At 72.7% G+C, this 17,574-nt stretch carries 17 protein-coding genes, 1 pseudogene and 1 riboswitch; of the genes and pseudogenes, 15 read left to right on the top strand and 3 right to left on the bottom strand.

Annotated features, from left to right (window positions below):
- Positions 1-25: 25 nt before the first annotated feature.
- The gene (locus ABT345_RS27935) at positions 26-817 is read right to left on the bottom strand and encodes a response regulator transcription factor (RefSeq protein ID WP_345079014.1); all 792 of its coding nucleotides are present in this window, start codon (positions 815-817) and stop codon (positions 26-28) included.
- A 236-nt stretch (positions 818-1,053) separates the two neighbouring features.
- Between ABT345_RS27935 and ABT345_RS27930 the strand changes: the two genes are divergently transcribed.
- Positions 1,054-1,920, top strand: a complete 867-nt coding sequence (locus tag ABT345_RS27930) for an alpha/beta hydrolase (protein WP_345079011.1) — start codon at positions 1,054-1,056, stop codon at positions 1,918-1,920.
- Between the two features lie 23 nt (positions 1,921-1,943).
- Positions 1,944-3,083 (top strand): Fic family protein, encoded by a 1,140-nt coding sequence (locus ABT345_RS27925; RefSeq protein ID WP_345079008.1) that lies wholly within the window; start codon positions 1,944-1,946, stop codon positions 3,081-3,083.
- A gap of 51 nt (positions 3,084-3,134) precedes the next feature.
- Here ABT345_RS27925 and ABT345_RS27920 read toward each other — a convergent pair whose 3' ends face one another.
- The gene (locus tag ABT345_RS27920) at positions 3,135-5,036 is read right to left on the bottom strand and encodes an ABC transporter ATP-binding protein (protein ID WP_345079863.1); all 1,902 of its coding nucleotides are present in this window, start codon (positions 5,034-5,036) and stop codon (positions 3,135-3,137) included.
- Positions 5,037-5,131: 95 nt separating this feature from the next.
- The gene (locus ABT345_RS27915; protein WP_345079005.1) at positions 5,132-6,865 is read right to left on the bottom strand and encodes an ABC transporter ATP-binding protein; all 1,734 of its coding nucleotides are present in this window, start codon (positions 6,863-6,865) and stop codon (positions 5,132-5,134) included.
- A 260-nt stretch (positions 6,866-7,125) separates the two neighbouring features.
- Here ABT345_RS27915 and ABT345_RS27910 point away from each other — a divergent pair, with 260 nt between their 5' ends.
- The 13 genes and pseudogenes from ABT345_RS27910 to ygfZ all read left to right on the top strand — a co-directional run bounded on the left by ABT345_RS27910 (position 7,126) and on the right by ygfZ (position 17,564).
- The gene (locus tag ABT345_RS27910) at positions 7,126-7,371 is read left to right on the top strand and encodes a MoaD/ThiS family protein (protein WP_345079860.1); all 246 of its coding nucleotides are present in this window, start codon (positions 7,126-7,128) and stop codon (positions 7,369-7,371) included.
- A gap of 10 nt (positions 7,372-7,381) precedes the next feature.
- On the top strand, positions 7,382-8,806 hold the full coding sequence (locus ABT345_RS27905; protein WP_345079002.1) for a hypothetical protein: 1,425 nt from the start codon (positions 7,382-7,384) through the stop codon (positions 8,804-8,806).
- A 195-nt stretch (positions 8,807-9,001) separates the two neighbouring features.
- A complete protein-coding gene (locus ABT345_RS27900) occupies positions 9,002-9,700 on the top strand; it encodes an LmeA family phospholipid-binding protein (protein WP_345078999.1) in 699 nt (232 codons plus the stop codon).
- 201 nt (positions 9,701-9,901) lie between these two features.
- Positions 9,902-10,009, top strand: a complete 108-nt coding sequence (locus ABT345_RS27895) for an Ms5788A family Cys-rich leader peptide (protein WP_351323616.1) — start codon at positions 9,902-9,904, stop codon at positions 10,007-10,009.
- A gap of 169 nt (positions 10,010-10,178) precedes the next feature.
- Complete coding sequence (locus ABT345_RS27890) at positions 10,179-11,024, top strand: sulfurtransferase (RefSeq protein ID WP_345078993.1); 846 nt, start codon at positions 10,179-10,181, stop codon at positions 11,022-11,024.
- Between the two features lie 36 nt (positions 11,025-11,060).
- On the top strand, positions 11,061-11,348 hold the full coding sequence (locus tag ABT345_RS27885; protein ID WP_030286290.1) for a DUF1416 domain-containing protein: 288 nt from the start codon (positions 11,061-11,063) through the stop codon (positions 11,346-11,348).
- A gap of 179 nt (positions 11,349-11,527) precedes the next feature.
- Entirely contained in the window at positions 11,528-11,806 is a 279-nt protein-coding gene (locus ABT345_RS27880; RefSeq protein WP_345078987.1) for a DUF3099 domain-containing protein, read from the top strand.
- Positions 11,807-12,100: 294 nt separating this feature from the next.
- The gene (locus ABT345_RS27875) at positions 12,101-12,688 is read left to right on the top strand and encodes a heme-binding beta-barrel domain-containing protein (RefSeq protein WP_030286284.1); all 588 of its coding nucleotides are present in this window, start codon (positions 12,101-12,103) and stop codon (positions 12,686-12,688) included.
- Positions 12,689-12,767: 79 nt separating this feature from the next.
- Positions 12,768-12,852: riboswitch (cobalamin riboswitch) on the top strand.
- A gap of 108 nt (positions 12,853-12,960) precedes the next feature.
- The gene (locus ABT345_RS27870) at positions 12,961-14,067 is read left to right on the top strand and encodes a FecCD family ABC transporter permease (protein ID WP_345078982.1); all 1,107 of its coding nucleotides are present in this window, start codon (positions 12,961-12,963) and stop codon (positions 14,065-14,067) included.
- Positions 14,067-14,834 (top strand): annotated as a pseudogene (locus tag ABT345_RS27865) (ABC transporter ATP-binding protein); the annotation flags it as partial. The gene ABT345_RS27870 and the pseudogene ABT345_RS27865, both read left to right, overlap by 1 nt.
- A 151-nt stretch (positions 14,835-14,985) precedes the next feature.
- Positions 14,986-16,014, top strand: a complete 1,029-nt coding sequence (locus ABT345_RS27860) for an ABC transporter substrate-binding protein (RefSeq protein WP_345078980.1) — start codon at positions 14,986-14,988, stop codon at positions 16,012-16,014.
- Between the two features lie 36 nt (positions 16,015-16,050).
- Positions 16,051-16,497 carry a Fur family transcriptional regulator gene (locus ABT345_RS27855; protein ID WP_345078978.1) on the top strand — a complete coding sequence of 149 codons (447 nt, stop codon included), beginning with the start codon at positions 16,051-16,053 and terminating at the stop codon, positions 16,495-16,497.
- Between the two features lie 101 nt (positions 16,498-16,598).
- A complete protein-coding gene (ygfZ, locus tag ABT345_RS27850; protein WP_345078975.1) occupies positions 16,599-17,564 on the top strand; it encodes a CAF17-like 4Fe-4S cluster assembly/insertion protein YgfZ in 966 nt (321 codons plus the stop codon).
- Positions 17,565-17,574 lie beyond the last annotated feature (10 nt).

Raw genomic sequence — 17,574 nt, 5'->3', positions numbered from 1 at the left:
CGGGCCGTGAACCGCCGGCCCGCGGTCACTTCTTGCCGGTCCGCGCCCCGGTCGCCGCGCCGCCGGAGCGCGCGGTCTCCTTCTCGGACGGCGGGGCCGCGGTCTTCTTCGCGGCCTTCTCCTTCGCCTCGGCCGCGCGCTCCGCCTTGTCCGGCACCACGAAGCGGTAGCCGACGTTGCGGACGGTGCCGATCAGCGACTCGTGCTCGGGGCCGAGCTTCGCGCGCAGCCGCCGCACGTGGACGTCCACGGTGCGGGTGCCGCCGAAGTAGTCGTAGCCCCAGACCTCCTGCAGCAGCTGGGCGCGGGTGAAGACCCGGCCCGGGTGCTGCGCGAGGTACTTCAGCAGCTCGAACTCCTTGAAGGTCAGGTCCAGGACCCGGCCTTTGAGCTTGGCGCTGTAGGTCGCCTCGTCCACCGAGAGATCACCGGTGCGGATCTCCATCGGGCTGTCGTCGACCGACAGCTGGCGGCGGCCCAGGGCCAGCCGCAGCCGGGCCTCGACCTCGGCGGGGCCCGCCGTGTCGAGCAGGACGTCGTCGACGCCCCAGTCGGCGGTGACGGCGGCGAGTCCGCCCTCGGTCACCACGAGGATCAGGGGACAGCCGGGGCCCGTGGACCGCAGCAGCTGGCACAGCGACCGCACCTGCGGCAGGTCGCGGCGGCCGTCGATGAGGATGACGTCCGCTCCGGGGGTGTCGATCAGGGCCGGGCCCTCGGCAGGAGCCACCCGCACGCCGTGCAGCAGCAGGCCGAGGGCGGGGAGCACCTCCGCCGATGGCTGCAGCGCGTTGGTCAGCAGCAGGAGGGAACTCACTTCCGACCACCTGCCCGGTACCCGGCCCGTTCTTGTCGGTACTGCTCGCTTCGCTCGCCCATGACGTCTGGTTCCTCCTCGGTCCCTGCGACGGGGGCACCACCCGGCCTCGGCCGGGGGAGTCTGCGGCACTGCTTCGTACGCTGCTTTCGGCCACGCACCGTGCCTGCCCGAAAGCACAAAAGGATCCGGGGGCTTCGCTGCCCGGATCCTCCACGCCCAGCAGAATAGCCCACATGTCCCCCGGACCCGAGGTCGATCCCGGCCGCTCCCGTGTTCCTTCGGTCACGTCGCGTGGTCACCGCGCGTCGTTGCTGACCGCCGACGGCGTCCGGATCGAGGCCGCGTACGCCCCGCGCGCCGGCGCCGCCGACGGGTCCCGCGCAGGCGCCGCCGACACCCTCGCGCTGGTCGTCGCGCACGGCTTCACCGGCTCGCTGGAGCGCCCGGCGCTGCGCCGCGCGGCCGCCGCGTTCCGGGACCGGGCGGCGGTGGTGACGTTCTCCTTCCGCGGCCACGGGCGCTCCGGCGGGCGCTCCACCGTGGGCGACCGCGAGGTGGAGGACGTGGCCGCGGCGGTCCGCTGGGCCCGGGCGCTGGGCCACCGCCGCGTCGCCACCCTCGGCTTCTCCATGGGCGGCTCGGTGGTGCTGCGCCACGCGGCCCTGCACGGACCGGCGCACGAGGGGCGCACTGCAGCTCACACCGATGCGGTGGTGTCCGTGAGCGCCCCCGCGCGCTGGTATTACCGCGGCACCGCCTCGATGCGCCGCCTCCACTGGGCCGTCACCCGCCCCACCGGGCGCCTCGTCTCCCGCGTCGGTCTGCGCACCCGCATCCACCCCGAGGACTGGGACCCGGTGCCCCTCTCCCCCGTCGCCGCGGTCCCGCTGATCGCGCCCGTCCCGCTGCTCCTCGTGCACGGCGACCGCGATCCGTACTTCCCGCTCGACCACCCCCGGATGCTGTACGCCGCCGCCTCCCCGGCCACCTGCGACCTCTGGCTCGAACCGGGCTTCGGCCACGCCGAGAACGCCGCCGCCCCCGAACTGCTGGACCGGATCGGGGGGTGGCTCGGGGAGCGGCTACCCATGCCTGAATGATAGGAGCTTGGTATCATTGCGTCATGCTCTATCGCACCCCACGTCTCCAGCCCGCCGACCAGAAGGTCCTGGACGAGATCGACGGCCTGCGGGAGCAGCTCCGGCATGCGGTGCAGCAGGTCCCCAGGAAGTGGGAGCTCGATCTTCGTAAGGCCCTGACCGCCGGTGCCATCGCCGCCTCGAACACCATCGAGGGCTACCGCGTCGACGCCAAGGACGTCGCCGACCTGATGGACGGCGAACGCGAGGTGGACGCCAGCGAGGAGAACAAGGCGGAGACGCTCGCCTACCAGCAGGCCATGACGTACATCCAGTCGCTCCACGACGCCCCCGACTTCCGCTACAGCAAGGGCCTCCTCAACGGTCTCCACTGGATGCTCCAGGGGCACCACCATCCCCTCACCACGGCGGGGCAGTGGCGCAGAACCGCCATCCGCATCACGGCCCCCGGCGACGAGCTCGCCACCGACTACGAGGGGCCCGACCACGAGCTCCTCCCCGACCTCACCGGCGAGCTCGTCACCTGGCTCAACGAGGGCGACCTCGACCATCACGTTCTCGTACGGGCCGCGATGGCGCACCTGAACCTCGTGAAGATCCACCCGTGGTCCGACGGCAACGGCCGGATGTCCCGTTCACTCCAGACCCTGGTCATCGCCCGCGGCGGGGTGCTGGCTCCGGAGTTCTCCTCCATCGAGGAGTGGCTGGGCATGCCGGGCAACACCTGGGAGTACTACAAGGTGCTCCGCGAAGTGGGTGGTCCGGTCTGGTCGCCCGAACGCGGCACCCTTCCGTGGATCAAGTTCAACCTGCTCGCCTACCACCAGCAGACCCAGCGCGTACAGCACCGGGTGGACCGGTCGAACGACTGCTGGATCCAGCTGATGGAAGCGGCCGACGACTTCGGCGTCACCGAGCGCCAGCTGACCGCGTTGCACGAGGTCGCGATGGTGGGCCGGGTACGACGCTCGCGTTACGAGAAGGCGGAGGCACTCAACACACAGCAGGCGACGAGGGACCTCCAGGCCCTCACCAAGGCCGGACTGCTGACCGCCGTCGGACAGACCCGGGGCCGGCACTACACAGCGGGCCCGCGCTTCCCCCGCCACGTCCTGGACACCGCGCAGCGGCGCCACACCATCACCGACCCGTACGCCGCCTGACGGCTCCGGCGCCGTCCATGTCGCCGGGGACGCCCGGCGCCGCCGGCTGACCTACTCGGCCTCCGCCACCGCCTCCGCGAACTGGGCCGCGTAGAGGCGGGCGTAGGCGCCGCCGGCGGCGAGCAGGGTGTCGTGGCTGCCCTGTTCGACGATGGCGCCGGATTCCATGACGAGGATCAGGTCGGCGTCGCGGATGGTGGAGAGGCGGTGGGCGATGACGAAGCTGGTGCGGCCGGCCCGCAGCCGCGCCATGGCCTGCTGGATCAGGACCTCGGTGCGGGTGTCGACGGAGCTGGTGGCCTCGTCGAGGACGAGGATGGCGGGCTCGGCGAGGAAGGCGCGGGCGATGGTGATCAGCTGCTTCTCGCCAACGGAGACGCTGCCGCCCTCGTCGTCGACGACGCTGTCGTAGCCGTCCGGCAGGGTGCGGACGAAGCGGTCGACGTGGGTGGCGCGGGCCGCCTCGACGATCTTCTCGTGCGGGGTGCCGTCGGGGGCGCCGTAGGCGATGTTCTCGGCGATGGTGCCGCCGAACAGCCAGGTGTCCTGGAGGACCATGCCGATGCGGGAGCGCAGCTCCTCGCGGCCCAGCCCGGCGATGTCGGTGCCGTCGAGGGTGATCCGACCCGAGCGGGTCTCGTAGAACCGCATGAGCAGGTTGACCAGGGTGGTCTTGCCGGCGCCGGTGGGGCCGACGATGGCGACGGTCTGGCCAGGCTCGACGGTCAGCGACAGGTCCTCGATCAGCGGCTTCTCCTCGTCGTAGCGGAAGGAGACGTGCTCGAAGGCGACGCGGCCGGTGGTGCGCGCGGGGGCGGCGGACGGCTCCGGGTCGGGCGTCTGCTCCTCGGCGTCGAGGAGTTCGAAGACCCGCTCGGCGGAGGCGACGCCGGACTGGACGAGGTTGGCCAGCGCCGCGATCTGCGTGAGCGGCTGGCTGAACTGGCGGGAGTACTGGACGAACGCCTGGACGTCGCCGACCGACAGCGCGCCGGAGGCGACCCGCAGCCCGCCGACGACGGCGATCAGCACGTAGTTGAGGTTGCCGACGAAGGTCATCGCGGGCTGGATCAGGCCGGAGATGGCCTGCGCCTTGAAGCTCGCCTCGTAGAGCGCGTCGTTCTGTTCGCGGAAGCGCTCGGCGGACTCCTTCTGGCGGCCGAAGACGCGGACCAGGGAGTGGCCGGTGTACATCTCCTCGACATGGCCGTTGAGCTTGCCGGTGGAGGACCACTGCTTGACGAACTGCGGCTGGGCGCGCTTGCCGACCTTGGTGGCGACGAGCACCGACAGCGGGACCGTGACCAGCGCCACCACCGCGAGCAGCGGGGTGATCCAGAACATCATCGCGAGGACGCCGAGGACGGTGAGCGTGGAGGTGACGATCTGGCTGAGGCTCTGCTGGAGCGTCTGTTGGATGTTGTCGATGTCGTTGGTCGCCCGGGACAGCACCTCGCCGCGCTGCTGCTTGTCGAAGTAGCTCAGCGGCAGCCGCGACAGCTTCGCCTCGACCTGCTCGCGCATCCGGAAGACGGTGCCCTGCACGGCGGTGGTGACCAGCCGCGCCTGGACGAAGCCGAAGAGGGCGGCCGCCGCGTAGATCGCGGTGGCGTAGAGCAGGACGGTGCCGACGGCGGTGAAGTCGATGCCGTGGCCGGGGACGAGCGGCAGGGTGCCGATGAGGTCGGCGAGACCGCCCTGGCCGTGGGCGCGCAGCTGCTCGGCGGCCTGTGCCTTGGTGACGCCGGACGGCAGATCGCGGCCGATCAGCCCGGCGAGGAGCAGGTCGGTGGCGTGGCCGAGGACGCGCGGGCCGGTGACGGTCAGCGCCACGAGCGCCACGGTCAGCAGCAGCGCGCCGGTGAGCGCGGCGCGCTGCGGCCGCAACTGGCCCAGCAGCCGCTTGCCGGAGCCCTTGAAGTCCAGCGATTTGACGAGCGGCGGGCCGCCCATGCCGCGGGCCGGTCCGACGGGGCGCTCCGCGCGGCGCAGCTCCTCCGCACTCGCGGCGTCCTCGTCGCGGGTCTCCGTCTTCCTGTCCGCGGTGGTCACGCCGCCTCCTGCTCGGTGAGCTGGGAGAGCACGATCTCCCGGTACGTGGCGTTGTCCGCCATCAGTTCGGTGTGGGTGCCGGTGCCGACGACGCGGCCCTCGTCGAGGACGACGATGCGGTCGGCGCCGCGGATGGTGGCGACGCGCTGGGCGACGATGACGACGCTCGCGCCGCCGGTCTCGCGGGTCAGCGCGGCGCGCAGGGCGGCGTCGGTGGCGTAGTCGAGGGCGGAGAAGGAGTCGTCGAAGAGGTAGAGGTCCGGCTTGCCGACCAGCGCGCGGGCGATGGCCAGGCGCTGGCGCTGCCCGCCGGAGACGTTGGAGCCGCCCTGCGCGACCGGCGCCTGGAGACCGCCCTCCATCGCCGCGACGAACTCCTTGGCCTGCGCGGTCTCCAGCGCCCGCCACAGCTCCTCGTCGGTGGCGTCCGGATCGCCGTGGCGGAGGTTGGAGGCGATGGTGCCGGAGAAGAGGTAGGGCTTCTGCGGGACGAGGCCGATGGTGCGGGCGAGCGTCGCCTCGTCGAGGGTGCGGACGTCCTCGCCGCCGACCAGGACGGTGCCGCCGGTGGCGTCGAAGAGGCGCGGCACCAGGCCGATCAGGGTGGACTTGCCGCTGCCGGTGGAGCCGATGACGGCGGTGGTCTCGCCGGGCCGGGCCAGCAGCGAGATGTCCTTGAGGACGGGCTCCTCGGCGCCGGGGAAGCGGAACTCCACGCCGCGCAGCTCCAGCTCGCCGGGGCGGCGGAGGGCGGTGACGGGGTGCTCGGGCGGGACGACGCTGCTATCGGTGTTCAGCACCTCCTGGATGCGCTCGGCGCAGACCTCGGCGCGCGGCAGCATCATCGTCATGAACGTCGCCATCATGATCGACATGAGGATGTACATGAGGTAGCTGAGGAACGCGGTGAGCGCGCCGATCTGCATCGCGCCGGAGTCGATGCGCAGCCCGCCGAACCAGACCACGGCGACGCTGGAGAGGTTCACGATCAGCATGACCATCGGGAACATCGTCGACATCAGCTTGCCGGAGCGCAGCGAGACGTCGTAGAGGTCGCGGTTGGCGGCGGCGAACCGCTGCTGTTCGTGGCGGTCGCGGACGAAGGCGCGGATGACGCGGATGCCGGTGATCTGCTCGCGCAGCACGCGGTTGACGGCGTCGATCCGCTCCTGGACGCTGCGGAACAGCGGCCGCAGCCGGCGCACGACGACCGAGACGAAGATCCCGAGGACCGTGACGATCACCAGCAGGAGGCCGGAGAGCGGTACGTCCTGGTTGAGCGCCATGATCACGCCGCCGACGCACATGATCGGCGCGGACACCATCATCGTGAACGTCATCAGGACCAGCATCTGGACCTGCTGCACGTCGTTGGTGGTGCGGGTGATCAGCGAGGGCGCGCCGAAGGCGGCGACCTCCCGGGCGGAGAACGTCTGCACCCGGTCGAAGACCGCCGCGCGGATGTCCCGGCCCAGCCGGCTGGCGGTGCGGGCGCCGTAGTAGACGGCGGCGGTCGCGCAGGCGACCTGGAGCAGCGCGATGGCGATCATGAAGCCGCCGACGCGCAGGATGTAGCCCGTGTCCCCGCGGACGACACCGTTGTCGATGATGTCGGCGTTCAGGGTGGGCAGCGAGATGGTGGCCAGCGTCTGGACGAGCTGGAGGAGGACGATCAGCGATATTGCGCGCCTGTGGGGCCGCAGATGCGCCCGCGCGAGTCGGACCAACACCGTACGACCTTATGCGAACACTTGCCCGCGGCAACCGGATATCCCGCGACAACCCCGGGGGCACGGGGGCACGCCCTCGGCCGGCCGTGTGCCGGAGCCGCCCGCCCGGCCCACGCCCGCGCCGGGCCCGGCCGTGCGTACGCCATCATGGACGGCGCGGTCCGGGGCCCCTGGACCGGCGCCGCGGCGGGACTTCACGCCGGGGCCCCGCACCCACGACACCCACGACAAAAGAGGCGGCCGTGACAACAACTGGCACCGTGCGCTACTGGGCAGCCGCCAAGGCCGCCGCAGGCACGGCCGAGGAGCCGTACGCGGCGGAGACGCTCGCCGAAGCGCTGGACGCGGCGCGCACCGCGCACGCCGCGCACCCGGAGTTCGCGCGCGTCCTGCAGCGCAGCTCGTTCCTGGTGGACGGCGCCCCGGTCGGCACCCGCGACCACGCGGACGTCCCGCTCGTCCAAGGCGGCACCGTCGAGGTCCTGCCGCCGTTCGCGGGAGGGTGAGGAAACGATCATGAACGACCCGCAGCAGCCCTACGGCCCCCCGGAGCAGCAGCCCGGCCCCGGCCCGTACACCGGCCACCCGTCCCCGCAGGCGCACGAGCAGCCTTCCTACGGGCAGCCCTCCTACGGGCAGACCCCGCACGGTCAGGGGTACGCACCGCAGCAGTCCTACGACGCCCCGGCCCAGCAGCCCTACGGCCAGGAGTCCTACAGCCAGGCCGCGCAAGGCCAGACCCCGCACGCCCAGGGATACGGCGGCCAGGCCGCGTACGACCAGGCGTCTTACGGTCAGGCCTCGCACGGACAGCCGTCGGACGGACAGCCGTCGTACGGCCAGGCCCAGGCGTCGTACGACCACGCGTCGTACGGGCAGCAGCCCGCACCCCAGCAGCAGTACGCGCCGCAGCAGCCGCAGGATCGGTACGCCGCCCAGCAGCAGTACGGCCAGGAGCACGGACAGGCCCACCCCGGCCCCGGCCGGCCCTCGTACGGCCAGGCGCAGGCCGCCCCGTACGGGCAGCCCCAGGCCGCACAGGCCCCGCACGGGCAGGCCCCGGCCGCCGCGCCGCACGCGCCTGCCACATCGACCACCACCGTCCCCGCCCCGGGCGGCGCGGAGACCGGGACGCCCCAGGGCGCCCCGCAGCCGGACGCCCCCCAGGACCTGTCCCGGCTCGCGCCCAACCAGCGGGCCCGCGCCGAGGGCCGGTCGCCGATCATCGCGCCGGGGATGCAGCCGGCCGCGCTGACCGCCGTTCTCGCGCTGCTGCTCGGGCTGACCTCGGCGCTTTTTCTGCCGGAGGCGGTGCGGGCGGTGCCGGTGGTGCTGCTCCAGGCGGTCACCGCGGCCGGCTGGTTCCGGCTGAACGGCATGTGGCCGGCCCGGCAGGGCATCGCGCTGGCGTTCCTGGCGGGCGTCACGACGGATGTGGCGCTGCTCGCGACGGACCGCGCGGACGCGCCGCTGGTGGTCCTCGGCACGCTCGGCGTCTGGTGCCTGCTCGTCCTCGTCCTCCAGCTGCGCAACCGCAGCAGCGCCGACGAGCGGATGTACGCGCTGACCGCGGGGCTGACCTCCACGGCGCTGACGGTGCTCGCCGCCGGACAGCTCTCCGCCACCTCGGACGCGGTGGTGGTGGGTGCCGCCGCCGTCGCCGCGGCCGTGCTGGTCCGCGCGCTGCCGCTGCCGGGCCCGGTCGCCGCGATCCTCGCGCTGCTCGCCGCCACGGGTGCGGGCGCGGGCGCCGGACTGCTGGGCGCGCTCGGCATCGCGGGCGCCCTGCTGGGCCTGGCCGCCGGCGGCTGTGCGCTGATCGGCCTGCGGGTGGCGAGCTACGACTACCCGTCCCGCTTCGTCCACCTCACCGCGGGCGTCGCCCTCCCGCTGGCGCTCGCCGCCCCGGCCGTCCATCTGCTGGGGCCCCTCCTGAGCTGACCCGCCCGCCTCCCCGACCGGCCGCCGCCGGGCGCCCCGCGCGCCCCCGGCGGCCGGCCGCGTTCCGGGAACCGGTCGTCCCCTCCGGTCCTCCCGGCCGGTCGTCTAGGCTCGCCGGTGCGCGGGCAGGGGGCCCGTACGGAAATGACGAAGCGAGTGGCCGGGCGGACCGGCCGGGTGTGGGGGAAGGGTTCGATGCGCGCACTGAAGGTGCTGCTGGTGCTGGTCGTGGTGGTCGGCGGGTTGTTCGTCGCCGCCGACCGCGTCGCGGTCAATCTCGCCGAGGACAAGGCGGCGGAGAAGATCCGCGGCAGCCTGGCGCTCCCGGCCGATCCGGAGGTCTCGATCAAGGGCTTCCCGTTCCTGACCCAGGTCGCCGGGCGCAGCCTGGACGAGGTCGACACCTCGCTGGGCGATCTCAAGGCCAGCGCCGACGGCCACACGCTCCGGGTCGAGAAGCTGAAGGCGACCTTCCACGACGTGCGGCTCTCGGACGACTACAGCTCGATCGAGAAGGCCGCGTCGGCCACCGCCACCGCCACCCTCTCCTACCCGGACCTGACCTCGGCGTCCGGCGCGAACGTGCAGGTGGCGTACGGCGGGCAGAAGGACGGCCAGGGCCAGGTGAAGATCTCGCCGAGCTTTCCGCTGCTCAGCTCGCTGGAGGTGACCGGCTCGGTCACCGCGCAGGGCAACACCCTGCGGCTGCGCGCCGACTCCATCCCGACCATGTGCCGGCTGCTCCCCGGCTGCGCCGACAAGGTCCGCGAGCAGACCGACCACGAGTGGAAGCTCGACCAGCTGCCGTCCAACCTCAAGCTCGACAAGGTCACCACCGGCCCCGGCGGCGTGAAGATCACCGCGACCGGTACGGACGTCAAGCTCCCCGGCTGACCGTGCCGACGCCCGGCTGCCCCCACCGTCCAGTCGTTGAGACGCGCCATCCCGTACGACAGACCCCCCACCGTTCCACCGCCGCCCGGCCCCCGCGAGGGAGTGCCGGGCGGCGCCATTCGTTCCGCATGATGGACAGTCACGTCTCGTCATATGACACACCGGTGACAGGCCCCGGTCTGCGTCCCTACGATCGAGGCCATGCAGAGCGCATCGAGCGGTCCCCGTTTCCGGGGACAGGCGAACCTCACGAAGCGGCGGGCAGTCGACCTGTGCCGCGTCGCCACCATGCTCTGTCGCCCTGTCTGACGGGACCGTCCCCGTCGCCGGCCGGTCCGCCCCCGGCCGCTCCGTCTGATCGCCGTTCCCGTTGTGCCACGCCGCGCCGCGCGCCGCCCCCGTGCCGCCGCGCTTCCCCGGCGTATCCGCGTGCCCGTCCCGCAAGCACACCCCCGCAACTGCCCCGGAGGAGAAGAACATGAGCCGCACCGACGTTCTGGTGGACGCCGACTGGGTCGAGGCCCACCTCGACGACCCGAAGGTCGTTCTCGTCGAGGTCGACGAGGACACCGCCGCCTACGACAAGAACCACATCAAGAACGCCGTCCGGATCGACTGGCAGAAGGACCTGCAGGACCCGGTCCGCCGTGACTTCGTCGACCAGGAGGGCTTCGAGAAGCTGCTCTCCGCCAAGGGCATCGCCAACGACGACACCGTCGTCCTCTACGGCGGCAACAACAACTGGTTCGCCTCGTACGCCTACTGGTACTTCAAGCTCTACGGCCACGACAGCGTGAAGCTGCTCGACGGCGGCCGCAAGAAGTGGGAGCTGGACTCCCGCGATCTGGTCGACGGCGCGCAGGTCCCCAACCGCCCGGCCACCGAGTACAAGGCCAAGGCGCAGGACACCTCCATCCGCGCCTTCCGCGACGACGTCGTGGCCGCGATCGGCGCCAAGAACCTCGTCGACGTGCGCTCCCCCGACGAGTTCAGCGGCAAGCTGCTCGCCCCGGCGCACCTCCCGCAGGAGCAGTCGCAGCGCCCCGGCCACGTGCCGAGCGCCCGCAACATCCCGTGGTCGAAGAACGCCAACGACGACGGCACCTTCAAGTCGGACGAGGAGCTGACGGCCCTCTACGAGACCGAGCAGGTCGACCTCGCCAAGGACACCATCGCCTACTGCCGCATCGGCGAGCGCTCCGCGCTGACCTGGTTCGTGCTGCACGAGCTGCTGGGCCAGGCGAACGTCAAGAACTACGACGGTTCCTGGACCGAGTACGGCTCGCTGGTCGGCGTGCCGATCGAGCTGGGCGCCGCGAAGTAAGCCCCGCCCTTTCCCCTCTACCCCTCAAGGATTCCCATGTGTGGAGCACAGGCCGGCGGCCCCGACGCGTCGACCATCAAGCCCGGTGAGACCACGATCCAGGGCAGCGTGACCCGCGACGGCGAGCCCGTCACCGGCTACGTCCGCCTGCTGGACAGCACCGGCGAGTTCACCGCCGAGGTCCCCACCTCCGCGACCGGACAGTTCCGCTTCTACGCGGCCGAGGGCACCTGGACGCTGCGCGCCCTCGTCCCCGGCGCCACCGCCGACCGCACCGTGGTCGCGCAGAAGGGCGGCCTGGCGGAGGTCGCCATCGCCGTCTGACGACAGCGTGCGGTGGGTGCGCGGCGGCGGCCGCGCACCCACCGGCCGAAGGGCCGCACCCCCGGGGTTGGACGCCATGGGGGGTGCGGCCCTTCGTTGCGGTGTACGGACCGGCCGGGCGTGTCGTGACCGGGCCGGCGGGGCTTCTTTCCGGCGCCGCCCGGACTTACCGTGGAGGTATGCCCGGCTGGCCGCCTCCCCGACGCCGTCATCGCTGGTACTTCGTGATGATGGGGGTCTGCCTCACCCTGTTCGTGCTGGCCTGGAGCGTGGTGCGGATGTGGTCGGTGACGGCCGCGGTGGTGATGTGCGTGATCGCGATGGTCATCCCGCCGGTCGCGGCGATCGTCGCCAACCGCCGGGGCCCCTACGAACGCTGGTGGGACGAGTCCGGCGACCCGGAGTCGGACCGCTGGTGGCGCGAGCTGGACGACCGCGACGACCACCACTCGCACTGAGCGCCGCGGGGCGCGCGGCCGGTGCCGCCCCCGTCAGATCCCGCCGTCGCCCGCGCGGGGAACCTCACAGCGCCGTCGCGAACGGCGACGACTAGACTCGTGCCCGGTCCGTTCCACCCCACTCCGTCCAAGGAGCACGACGTGCTTGAGGCAGTCTTCACCACCCTGCTCGTCCTGGTCGGCGTCGGCGTCATCGCCTTCGCCGGTCTGACCTACAAGAAGCTCTACCAGGGTCAGCGCTGACGACCGCCTCCCCCGTGCCGCCTTGTCCCTCCCCACAGATCGCCTGAGCTGATGATCGAGATCCCGTCCGACCTGAACCCGGCCCTCGTTCCCCTGGCCTTCCTCCTCGGCAACTGGGAAGGCGCGGGCGTCGCGGACTTCCCCGGCACCGAGAAGTGCAACTTCGGGCAGGAGGTCACGTTCACCCACGACGGCCGTGACTTCCTGGAGTACACCTCGCACAGCTGGGTCCTGGACGGCGAGGGCAAGAAGGTCCGCCCGCTGGAGACCGAGAGCGGCTACTGGCGCATCGACAAGGACCGCAAGGTCGAGGTCGTCATGATCCGCGACCAGGGCATCGTCGAGGTCTGGTACGGCGAGCTGGCCGACCAGAAGCCGCAGATCGACCTCGCCACCGACGCCGTCGCCCGCACCGCGGCCGCCGGTCCCTACACCGGTGGCAAGCGGCTCTACGGCTACGTCAAGAGCGACCTGATGTGGGTCGGCGAGAAGGCCACCCCCGAGGTGCCGCTGCGGCCGTACATGTCCGCGCACCTGAAGAAGGTCGCCGACCTCAAGGAGTGGGCGGAGAGCCTGCCGGCCGACACCCCGGACGGCGTCTCGTTCTTCAACGCCGACGGCACCCCGTACGAGGGCTGAGCACCGCCCGACGGCGTACGGGACGGGATTCGTGCCGCCCCGTACGTTCCACAACCGCATACGCATGACGCGCCCCGCGGGGGAAGTCCGGTGAGAGTCCGGCGCTGACCCGCAACGGTAAGCGGCGCCCCCGCCTCGGGGAGCGTCCGCAAGCCCGATCACCCGCGGCGGCGCCCGCTCCTGTAGAACTCGCCGTGGACTGCGAGGGGACGCCCGCCACGCCGGGCCGTGCCTGTACCCGTAGGACGGCCCGAGCCGAAGGCGGACCGTCCGTGGAACCGACGACCTCCCAGGCCACCGCGCCCCGCGCCGCGCGTCCGTACGCGGCGCCCGCGCCGGTGCGCCGCCTCCCCGTGCCGCCGCTGGTCGCGGCCCTCGTCGTGGCGCTCATCGGCTCCGTGGTCTGCGGCGTCGGCCTGGGCTCCGCCGGGGTGAGCTGGGGCCAGGTGGTGCACTACCTGGCCGCCGGGGTGACCGGCCGGACGCTGCCCGCCGACGAGTTCGCGGGCTACACCGTCGTCTGGGAGCTGCGCTTCCCCCGGGCGCTGCTGGCCGCCGTCGTCGGCGCGGGGCTGTCCGCCATCGGCGTCGCGGTGCAGGCGCTGGTCCGCAACGCGCTGGCCGACCCGTTCGTGCTCGGCATCTCCTCCGGCGCCGCCGTCGGCGCCAACGCCGTCCTGCTCTTCGGCGCCGCCGGGGCGCTGGGCGTCTGGGCGCTCTCCACCTCCGCGTTCGTCTGCGCCCTGCTCGCCATGGCCCTGGTCTACGCCGCCGCCCGCACCCCGCACGGCCTCACCCCGCTGCGGCTGGTCCTCACCGGTACCGCGATGTACTACGGCTTCTCCGCGGTGACGACGCTGATGGTGTTCTCCGCCGACCGCGGCGAGGCGGCCCGCTCCGCGGTGATGTGGCTGCTGGGCAGCCTGAGCGGGGCGGGCTGGCCGTCGGTGCCGCTCGCCGCCGCCGCGGTGGCCGGTGCGGTGGTCTACCTGTGGCTGGCCGCGGGCCGGCTGAACGCGCTGGCGATGGGCGACGAGACGGCCGCGGCGCTCGGCGTGGACGCCGGACGGCTGCGGCGGGAGCTGTTCCTGGTGGTGGCGGCGGTCGCCGGGGCGGTGGTCGCGGTCAGCGGGGCGATCGGCTTCGTCGGGCTGCTGGTGCCGCATGTGACGCGGATGCTGGTGGGCGCCGACCACCGCCGGGTGATGGCGGTCGCGCCGCTGCTCGGCGCGGTGCTGCTGGTCTGGGCGGATGTGCTGTCCCGGGTGCTGATCGCGCCCGTCGAACTGCCCGTCGGGGCGATCACCGCGGTGCTCGGCGTCCCCGGCTTCGTCCTGCTGATGCGGCGGGGCGGCTACAGCTTCGGAGGGGGCGTCTGATGCGCGTCGACATCGAGGGCCTGGCCGTGGAGATCGCCGGTCGGCGGCTGCTGGACGACGTGACGCTGCGCGCCGCGCAGGGGCAGCTGATCGGGGTGATCGGCCCGAACGGCAGCGGCAAGTCCACGCTGCTGCGGTGCGTCTACCGGGCGCTGCGCCCGGCGGCCGGCACGGTCCGGCTGGACGGCGCCGATCTGCACGCCATGGACGCCCGCGAGGGCGCCCGGCTGCTGGCCGCGCTGCCGCAGGAGGGCCAGGCCACCTTCGACTTCACCGTCGCGGAGATCGTGGCGATGGGCCGGCTGCCGCACCAGCGCGGCTCGGGCCGGGCGTCCGCCGCCGACGAGGAGATCTGCGCCCGGGCGCTGTCCCGGGTCGGCGCCGGGCATCTGGCGCACCGCGGCTTCCCCGGGCTGTCCGGCGGCGAGAAGCAGCGGGTGCTGATCGCCCGCGCGCTGGCCCAGCAGCCGCGGGTGCTGGTGCTGGACGAGCCCACCAACCACCTCGACATCGCCCAGCAGCTGGAGGTCCTGGCGCTGGTCCGCGACAGCCGGCTGACGGTGCTGGCGGCGCTGCACGACCTCAACCTCGCGGCGCAGCACTGCGATGCGCTGTACGTCCTCGACGGCGGCCGGATCGTCGCCTCCGGCGCGCCGCACGAGGTGCTCACCGCCGAGCTGCTCGCCGAGGTCTTCGGGGTCCGCGCCCACCGCGTCCGCCACCCGGAGACCGGCGCCGTCCAGCTCCTCTTCGACCGGCTGCCGGCGGACGCGGACGCCCGGCCCGGCCCGGACGACGACACCCGGCCCGGCCCGGACGGCAGCTCCCGGCCCCGCCCGGACGACGAGGCGGCCGCACCGCCGGACGCCCCGGACGACCACGCCCCCGCCGCCGCCCCCACTCCCCGATGAGGCCCCGATGACCCGCCGCCCCACCGCCCTGCTCTCCGTCCTCGCCGCGGTCTGCGTCCTCGCGCCGGCCCTCACCGGCTGCGGCGCCAAGATCGCGTCCGACGGCGGCGACCACAAGGAAGCCGCCGGATACCCGGTCACCGTCAAGAACTGCGGCACCGCGCTGACCTTCGACAAGAAGCCGTCCCGGGTCGTCACCAACGACGTCGGCATCACCGATCTGATGCTGGCGCTCGGCCTGGAGGACCGGATGGCCGGGTACGTCATGCCGTCGTACCGCGGCCGGATCGACAAGGTGGCCTGGCGGGACGCGTACGACACGGTGCCGTGGCTGTCGAAGAAGGCGATCACCAAGGAGATCGCGCTCGACGCGCACGCCGATCTCGTCCTCGCGGGCTGGAACTACGGCTTCGGCGAGGGCAACGACCTCACCCCCGCCTCCCTCAAGAAGCTCGGCATCGGCTCGTACGTGCTGACCGAGTCGTGCCGCAACGGCGGCTCCGGCAGCGCCCGCGGGGTGATGCCGCCGCTGGAGGCGCTCTACACCGACCTGACGAACCTCGGGAAGATCTTCCATGTCGAGGGCCGCGCCGCGAAGCTGGTCAAGGAGTACCGCGCGCAGATCGCCGAGGTCCGCGCCGCGCACGCCGCGGACCGCGACAAGCCCTCCGTCTTCCTCTACGACAGCGGCACCGACAAGCCGCTGACCGCGGGCGCCTTCGCCGGTCCGGACGACATCATCACCAAGGCGGGCGGGGTCAACATCACCAAGGACCTCAAGGACACCTGGACCACCGTCGGCTGGGAGACCGTCGTCGAGCGCGACCCCGACGTCATCCTGATCAACGACTACGGCTCCCCGACCGCCGCGCAGAAGAAGGACTTCCTGCTGCACTACAAGCCGCTGGCGAACGTCTCCGCCGTCAAGCACCGCCGCATCTACACGCTGGACTACGCCGACCTCGTCGAATCGCCCCGCAATCCGGCCGCGGTCCGCTCGTTGGCGCGTTATCTCGCCGCCGGGCACGTCGGCTGACTCCTCGGGCGGGCGGGCGCTCCTTACACTGGCCCTGTGGTGAGCACCGACTGGCAGAGCGACCTCCGCAAACGCGGCTACCGGCTGACGCCGCAGCGTCAGCTCGTGCTGGAAGCCGTCGACAGACTGGAGCATGCGACCCCGGACGACGTCCTCACCGAGGTGCGCAAGACCGCGGGCAGCGTGAACATCTCCACCGTCTACCGCACGCTGGAGCTGCTGGAGGAGCTGGGCCTGGTCAGCCACGCCCACCTCGGGCACGGCTCGGCGACGTACCACCTCGCCGACCGCCACCACCACATGCATCTGGTCTGCCGGGACTGCACGGACGTGATCGAGGCGGATCTGTCGGTCGCCGAGCCGTTCGCCGCCACGCTGTGCGAACAGTTCGGCTTCGCCACCGACCTGAAGCACTTCGCCATCTTCGGCCGCTGCCGCGGCTGCAGCGAGAAGGCGGCCCGGCAGCAGGACGGCGAGGCGTAGCGGCGGCGGGCCCAAATGCCCGTCGCACAGCCGTCCCGCGCCCGCCCGTACGCTCCCCACCGCGCTCCCGCCGGCCGGTGGCCGGGCCGTAGGCTGGCGGCATGAAGAGTTCCCTGTTGTCGCTGCCCGGCGCCGTCCCCGCCGAGGCCCCCGACGAAGGCGTCGCCGCGCACTACGGTGACCTCTTCCGCGAGCAACGCGCGCTGGCGGACGGCTCCGGTTTCGTGGACCTCTCGCACCGCGGCGTGGTCACCGTCACCGGTCCGGAGCGGCTGAGCTGGCTGCATCTGCTGCTCACCCAGCACGTCAGCGAGCTGCCGCCCGGGCAGGCCACCGAGGCGCTGATCCTCTCCCCGCACGGCCACATCGAGCATGCGCTCTACCTCGTCGACGACGGGGAGACGACATGGCTGCACACCGAGCCGGGGGACCAGGAGGCGGTGATCACCTACCTGGAGAGCATGAAGTTCTTCTACCGCGTCGAGGTCGCCGACCGCACCGCCGACACCGCCGTGGTGCACCTCCCGGCCGGTTCGATCACCGAGGCGCCCGAGGGCTCGGTCGTCCGCGAGACGCCGCACGGCCGGGACCTCTTCATGCCGCGCGCCGCTCTGGACGCGTTCGCCGCCGCGCACGGCCCGGCGATCGGCGTCCTGGCCCTGGAGGCGCTGCGCGTCGAGGCGCACCGCCCGCGCCTGGGCCTGGAGACCGACCACCGCACCATCCCGCACGAGCTGGGCTGGCTGGAGACCGCGGTCCACCTCCAGAAGGGCTGCTACCGCGGTCAGGAGACCGTCGCCCGTGTCCACAACCTGGGGAAGCCGCCGCGCCGGCTGGTCTTCCTGCACTTGGACGGCAGCGAGGTGCACCTGCCGCCGCACGGCACGCCGCTGCGGCTCGCCGCGGACGGCCCCGAGGGCCGTCAGATCGGCTTCGTCACCACCTCGGCCCGCCACCACGAGCTGGGCCCGATCGCCCTCGGGCTGATCAAGCGGAACGTCCCCGTCGACGCCCCGCTGGACGCCGAGGGCACCGCGGCGGCCCAGGAGGTCGTGGTCGCGCCGTAGGACCCCCGCG

The sequence above is a fragment of the Streptomyces sp. NPDC000404 genome (assembly GCF_040300365.1).
GTDB lineage: Bacteria > Actinomycetota > Actinomycetes > Streptomycetales > Streptomycetaceae > Streptomyces > Streptomyces ramulosus.
This window is presented reverse-complemented; position numbering and strand designations above follow the sequence as displayed.